Source organism: Candidatus Cloacimonadota bacterium (assembly GCA_011372345.1).
Lineage (GTDB): Bacteria > Cloacimonadota > Cloacimonadia > Cloacimonadales > TCS61 > DRTC01.
Genome location: DRTC01000206.1, coordinates 1 through 7,750, shown reverse-complemented (window position 1 = coordinate 7,750; position 7,750 = coordinate 1). Strand labels below are relative to the sequence as shown.

Sequence of the window (7,750 nt, the reverse complement as noted above, 5' to 3'; positions counted from 1 at the left end):
CCTCTATCTTCTTATTAACCACCAACTTAAGTTGGTGGTTAATGAAACAGGAAAAAAAATTAACCGTTTTAACGGTTTCTAATTTTATTGAATTTGATCTTTTTAGAGTGGACTCATTAATTAAATTTTAATTTAATTTGACAGGTCTGAATGATAAATTTTTAGTAAACTCAATATTTAGGAGGTAACCATGAAACAAACAACATTTATTTTATTAATGTTCGTGACATTACTCTTATCCGCAGACTGGGCAATAGTCGAAACTTTCCAGATCCCGGAAGGAGCATCAGGACTCGCTTATGACGGAACTTATCTTTACTGCGGAATTTACGGAGCGAACGGAGACGAATTCTATCAAATAGATCCGGGTGATGGAAATTATCAGCTTCTATTTACAAATGCAACGATCGGAGATTGCTTCGGCATGACTTATGACGGAAATCATCTCTGGGTAACGGATCATCCCGGTTCTTCCTCTGATCCGGCAATCGCTTACGAACTTGATCTGAGCGGAAACATCATTTCGCAATTCGATCTTCCCGATCATTATATGTCCGGCATTGCTTATGATAACGGGAATTTCTGGGTGGCAACTTATTACGATCCGGATGGACACATCTACAAACTCGATGATCAGGGAAATATTCTGCAGGAATTTGCTGCTCCTGATAATCAACCCTGGGATTTGTGTTTAGAAAACGAGAATCTCTGGATGGCAGATTATTGGGGAGACACTCTTTACAAAATTAATCCTGAAGATGGCTCGCTATTAGAAAGCAATGCTTCGGAAGGAACAGATCCTGCAGGCATCGTTTTTGACGGAAATTATCTCTGGTATTGTGATAATGGCAGCGGAGGATTCGATTATCTTTATAAAGTTGATCTGGGAGGAGCAGGAACTCCGCAAATTTCTCTCGGATTTGATGAATATGATTTTGGAGAAGTGATTGTCGGAGAGCAGTCAACAACCGATCTTTCCGTTACAAATACCGGAACTGCAAATCTGGAAATTGTATCAATCGAATTTACCGCTTCTCAATACACGACTATTTTTCAGCCACCTTTGATCATATTACCTGATGAAACAACTTATCTATCCATTATTTTTGAACCTGATTCTTTTGGAGAATTTCCGGCAACAATGACGATTTCATCAAATGATCCGGTAAATCCGGAGGAAGAAATTTCCCTGAATGGTTTTGGTATTCTTCAGGAACCTGAAATAGATATCTTTCCAATTTCTTTAAATTTCGGAAATATTAGAGTAGGAGCATTTTCCGGTGAATTTATAGAAATTTCCAATCAAGGTGAAGCGGATTTGATCATTGATAATATTGAATTTTCCAATCCTCAATTCCTGCTCGAAAATACGATCGAACTTCCTGTTACAATTGAAACAAACGAGACTGTAAATTTGCGGATTTGGTTCAATCCGATAGAAGCTGTTTTTTACGAAGGAATTATGTCGATTTACAGTAATGATGCTGATGAAAATCCGTTTGAAGTCGATTTGTCAGGAACCGGATTCACTCAATCCTATCCGATCTGCGAACTTCTCTGGCAATATCAGATCGATACGAGTTATGATAACAGTCCCAAAGCGATTACTTCCATTTCAGATGTTTCCGGAGATGGGATCGATGATGTGATCATCTGTTCGGAAGATGATTTTGTTCGCTGCTTTAATGGAAATTCTTCCGGAACTGCTGATATTTTATGGGAACATGAACTCGGCTCTGTTTATTCCCAAAATGGCTTGCAGATTATCGATGATATAAATGATGATAATTATAAAGATGTAATTGTCGGAACTGCCTGGGGAGATAAAACTATTTATGCACTTTCCGGTCTGACCGGAGAAATAATCTGGATGCATGACACACACGAATACGGAGACGGCGGCTGGGTTTACCAGGTTTATGTCAAATATGATTATAATGATGATGAAATTCCCGATGTGCTGGCTGCTACCGGAAATGACGGAAATTATCAGGGACCGCAGCGAGTTTATTGTCTTGATGGATTGACCGGAAATTCTATCTGGGAATTTTATACTCCAGGACCGAAATTTTCCGTTCTCGGGATCGAAGATGCAAATTTTGACGGACAACCTGATGTTGTTGGTGGAGCATCCAATCTCTATGAATCACAGGGAATTGTTTACGGAATAAATGGTATAAATGGAAATGAACTCTGGTCTTATGAAGTTGCAGGTTCGTCTGTCTGGGCTTTGGAACAGACCTCTCATCTCAACTGGAATGGAGTTAAGGAAGTTATTGCCGGAGATTTTTCCGGAAATTATTATTGTCTGGAAGGAGCAGACGGTTCGGTTCAATGGAACTTTAATATCGGAACTGCCATCATTCTTCGATTTATCAAACTGGATGATGTGAATGAAGATAGTTTCCCGGATTTCTGCATTACTCACAGCAGTTCTCATAATGCGCTTGTAATAGATGGTTTTACCGGAGAGCAGATCTGGAATCAACCTGTTGCTGACCAACCCTGGAATGCTGCTCGCATTGCCGATATCAGCGGAGATGGAATTAATGATCTGATTGTCGGAACTCTTTTCGGAAATAATTATGGATATTTCCTGGATGGAGTCGATGGTTCGGAATTAGGTTCGGTCAATGTCGGAACTCCGGTCGATGCGATCGCTGCTATTCCTGATATTATCGGAGATGATTCTATGGAAATGGTTGTGGGTGGAAGAAATGGTTGGATTTATTGTTATTCCGGTGGAACAGAAGTTGTTTCCGTAGAAGATTATAACACTGAAAATAATCCGAACTTCATTAAATTATCAAACTATCCAAATCCGTTCCAAAATACAACGACAATTTCCTTTTCCGTAACACAAACCTCCCGGTTTGTGACTCTTGATATCTACAATATCAAAGGACAGAAAGTGAAAACTTTGGATATTTTGGAGTGTAGTAACCGTGTTGCTGCTGCATCAACACAGTTGATGCATTCCATAGATTGGAACGGGAAAGATGAATTTGGGAAACAGGTAAATTCCGGAGTTTATTTTTATAAATTGAAATCCGGGAAATATTCTGCTGTGAAGAAGATGATCTTACTTCGTTAAAGCTATGTAGGATAAATCTTAATGAGATAGACTTTGCGAAAATTCCCACATCGGAATTCTTCTAAATCTCCGCAGGAGATAATAATTATTCGCAAAGATATCGTCAGACAGTTTTTCAATTGAGGATCTTTGCGGAAGTTCTTCACGAGAGATTCAAAGAAGATAACTTTCGCAAAGTGGTTTGAAAATTGGAGGTAAAAATGAAGTATGTTTTAAAAATATTAGCATTATTACTTGTTTCAAATTTTTTGTTTTCACAAGTACCTGATTATAATTTTATGATCGAACCTACGGAACTAATGAGTTCGTATTTTGACTATATGCCTGGAGGTTACAATAATATTCCAATTCAAATCCAACCTGAAGTCTCCTTTCCGAATAATTATCCGGCTGGAGGAATTTATATTGCATATCAAGCCAAAGAAACTTCTTTTTCGGAGCGTTTTGTCTATTTCAGTTATATTAATTCATTAGGAGAAATTGTTTCAACGGATTTAATTAGTCCCGGTAATTATCGACAGGGTTATCCAGGTATTGATATTGATCCCGTTTCCTGTGATCCTATTTGCTGTTGGCATACGGAAGTCGACCAAAGTTATCATGATTGTCATATCACTGCTGATATATTTCATAACTCCGGCTTTAGTGGTAATTGGACGGATGAATTTACTATTATTGACAATCCTGAAACAGGTTTCCCTTTCACAGGTTTTGATGATGATGAATTTGTTTGGCCTGCTGTTTATATTTCAAATTCATCTCCTCTTGGTGAAGATTACAGACGCATCTATGTGTCAGCAAATAATAACACAGATTCTCATGGGGAATTACCGTATCCTTGTGAAAATGTTCTTCTTTGTTATGCTGATTTTCTTTCATCGGAATTGGATGATCTATCAACACTCGATTGGACATACCGGACTATAGAACAAATGGATGACTGGTGTAATGAAGGTTCTTATCAAAGACCTCACAAAGCTTTTATAGTTCATGAGAATATCGTTGTCTATGCTGGATACTTAAATACTTATGAAAATCAAAGCAGTGAAGTGTTTGTCCTTATTAATGAAAACTATGGAGAAGGTCCGTTTGAATACTACTCTTATCCAGCAGTAAGTTATTATAGTGCAATGTATTCGAGACATATGAATCTTGTTTTTAGGGATGATTATTCAAAAGTAAGTTTTGTCGGAGTTAGAGGAAGTTATACTCCAAGACTGATCAGCTTTGACCTAAATACTCATGAATTCAGTTTTCAAGATTTATTTGTTTCATCATTGCCATTTACATATTATGAAGATTTTTTTCACTTTAATAATTTCAAAATTGTGGAAACCGGTAATCGACTTGTTGCAGTTTGGCAGGATTGTCAAAATGCTTTATACGCTTCTCAGGGTGTAGAAGGTTATGAGGAATGGGAAGATGTCGTTGAGATTGTTATCTGTATATCTAATGATTCAGGAGAAACATGGTCTGATCCGATTTTTCTGAATCCTATTGAAACTCCTGAATTAGAGGATTTAAAATCGAATTATGCTTACCCGGGTGATGTTATAGAAGATCTTGGAAATGATCACGGTAAACTCCATCTATTCTTCTATAGTGATCATAGTTTTGGTTGTTATATTCATGGATATGGTCAAGATCTTGGTGGAGAACTAATGTATGCTGCATTAGATATCGATTTTGGATCAATTACTTCTTCAGAAAATTTTGAATTCTCGCAAGTACAAATTGCATTATCAAACTATCCAAATCCCTTCCAAACAACAACAACGATTTCCTTTTCCGTAACACAAACCTCCCGGTTTGTGACTCTTGATATCTACAATATCAAAGGACAGAAAGTGAAAACTTTGGATATTTTGGAGTGCAGTAACCGTGTTGCTGCTGCATCAACACAGTTGATGCATTCCATAGATTGGAACGGGAAAGATGAATTTGGGAAACCGGTAAATTCCGGAGTTTATTTTTATAAATTGACATCAGGAAAAAATTCTGCTGTGAAGAAGATGATCTTAATGAGGTAGTTATAAAAACTCGCCATCCGGCAGCTGCCGGATGGCGAGTTTAATAAAATAATTCAATGAAACTTTTATCAATATTCTTATTTTTAACATTATTTTCATTTTGTTTTGCTCATTGGGAAACTGCCATCTATTCATCTGACGAATGGAAATATTTTGTCGGTATTTCCGAACCTGCCGCTAATTGGAAAGATGTTTCCTTCGATGATTCAATCTGGGAAACAGGAATCGGCGGAATCGGTTATGGAGACGAAGATGATGAAACCATTATCGAACCGACAATCTCATTATATTTACGCAAGACTTTCCTAATATCCGATCTGACAAAACTGCAAAGAGCATTATTACACGCTGACTATGATGATGGTTTTATTGCTTATCTCAATGGATTTGAAATTTGCAGAACAGATAATCTCGGAGAAGCGGGATCTTTCATTCCTTTTGATCAGGTAACTTCTTATGATCATGAAGCACAAATGTATAATGGAGAACTTCCTGATTGTAATTCGATCTATTCATCTCAAATGCAGTCGATTTTTCAGGATGGAGATAATGTGCTGGCGATCCAGATTCATAATGTTGATATTTCATCATCCGATCTATCGAGCATCTTTTTCCTCTCCTTCGATGTCGAAGATAATTATAGTTTTTTTGGTCCGGTTCCTGAATGGTTTTACACTCCTTTCCAGTTTGAATCCTCTCATCTTCCAATCGTGATCATCGACACCTTCGGACAGGAAATTCCTGATTCTTCTCGAATAACTGCTTTTATGGGCGTCATTGATAATGGAGAATTTAATCAGATCACCGATCCGTTCAATAATTATGACGGATTTGTCAGCATTGAGACGAGAGGTTCGAGTTCGCAGTCATTTCCCAAAAAACAATATGCCTTTGAAACGCAGGATGAAAATGGTGAAAACCTGAATGTTCCATTAATGGGATTACCTTCCGAAAATGATTGGATTTTATATGCTCCTTATAGTGATAAATCTCTGATTAGAAATGTTCTTGCCTATAAACTCGCTCGTGAATCGGGACGATATGCAAGCAGACACAGATTTTGTGAATTAGTCTTAAATGGTGATTATAAAGGTCTTTATGTTTTGTTTGAGAAAATCAAGAGAGATGATAATCGAGTTGATATTTCAGAGATCGGACCGGAAGATATTTCCGGAGATGCGCTTACCGGCGGTTACATTATTAAGATCGATAAATTGACCGGAGATAATAATGACGGCTGGAATTCCGAACCTTATTTCCCTGACGATTTCGAGATATTTTATCAATATCATTATCCCAGACCGGATGAAATTGTTCAGGAACAACGGGATTATATCATGAATTATTTCAGTGAATTTGAGACCATGATGGCAGCTGAAAATTACAACGATCCGGAAACAGGTTATTACGACCATATTGATTTCAATTCATTTATTCATTTCATCATTATCAATGAACTCACCAATAATGTTGATAGTTGTCGATTAAGCACTTTTATGTATAAAGACAGAGACAGCATCGACGGAAGACTCGCTTTAGGTCCTGTTTGGGATTTTAATCTCGGTTTTGGAAATGCGGATTATTTAGAAGGTTGGGAAACCGAAGGCTGGGAAATCGAATACAATCCTCATCATAAAGCGTTCTGGATGAGAAGAGTGTGGGCAGATTCAACCTTCAGAGAAAGTTTTAATATGCAATGGAATCTTCTTCGAGAAACAATATTTTCTGATAATGATCTTAATAATATTATCGATTCTCTCGTTGCAGAAATCGGTGATGCTCAAGAAAGGAATTTCAGCAGATGGCAAATATTGGATGAATATGTCTGGCCTAATCCTTACATTGGCGGAACTTACGAAAATGAGATCACTTATCTCAAAGATTGGATTCAAGACCGGGTGGATTGGATGGATACTCAAACAATAATCGATTCGATTCCTGAATATCCAATGAATTTGGTTATTAACGAATTCATGGCTTCAAATCAAACAACAATTGCAGATCCGGAGGGAGAATATGATGATTGGATCGAGATTTACAACACCTCGAATGAACCTGTCGATATCAGCGGTTTTTATCTGACCGATGATCTTTCCGATCTGACCTGCTGGCAAATCCCTTCTGAATATCCTGATTCAACGACAATAGAACCTCATGGTTTTTTATTACTTTGGGCTGATAGAGATTGCGAAGATGGAATTCTTCATCTGAATTTCAAACTATCAGCAGATGGCGAACAGATTGGATTGATTGCCCCGAATGGTTTTACAATTATAGATTCATTGACTTTCGGAGAACAATCCACGGATATTTCTTTTGGCAGATCAAATGACGGAGATTCACTCTGGCAATTTTTTGAAACTCCGACTCCGGGATCTTCCAACAACTCTGATTCTTATGATGATTTCACGATCGACAAAAAACCGTTTGAACTTTATAGAAACTATCCCAATCCGTTCCAGAAAACAACTACAATTTCTTTTTCCGTAACACAAACCTCCCGGTTTGTGACTCTTGAAATCTACAACATCAAAGGACAGAAAGTGAAAACTTTGGATATTTTGGAGTGCAGTAACCGTGTTACTGCTGCATCAACACAGTTGATGCATTCCATAGATTGGAACGG

Annotated in this window: 3 protein-coding genes; all 3 read left to right on the top strand. The window is 37.6% G+C overall.

Features of this window, described 5'->3' with window-relative positions; translation table 11 throughout:
* Window positions 1–190 precede the first annotated feature (190 nt).
* Entirely contained in the window at window positions 191–3,094 is a 2,904-nt protein-coding gene (locus ENL20_04035) for a choice-of-anchor D domain-containing protein (protein HHE37725.1), read from the top strand.
* A gap of 200 nt (window positions 3,095–3,294) precedes the next feature.
* Window positions 3,295–5,124: a T9SS type A sorting domain-containing protein gene (locus tag ENL20_04030; protein HHE37724.1), complete on the top strand. Its 1,830-nt coding sequence runs from the start codon at window positions 3,295–3,297 to the stop codon at window positions 5,122–5,124.
* 56 nt (window positions 5,125–5,180) lie between these two features.
* The coding region (locus tag ENL20_04025) for a hypothetical protein (protein ID HHE37723.1) at window positions 5,181–7,750 on the top strand (2,570 nt) is incomplete at its 3' end.

Excerpts from the sequence above, each read along its gene's own strand:
- ENL20_04035 (HHE37725.1), top strand. The coding sequence starts at position 191 with ATGAAACAAACAACATTTATTTTATTAATGTTCGTGACATTACTCTTA.
- ENL20_04030 (HHE37724.1), top strand. The coding sequence starts at position 3,295 with ATGAAGTATGTTTTAAAAATATTAGCATTATTACTTGTTTCAAATTTT.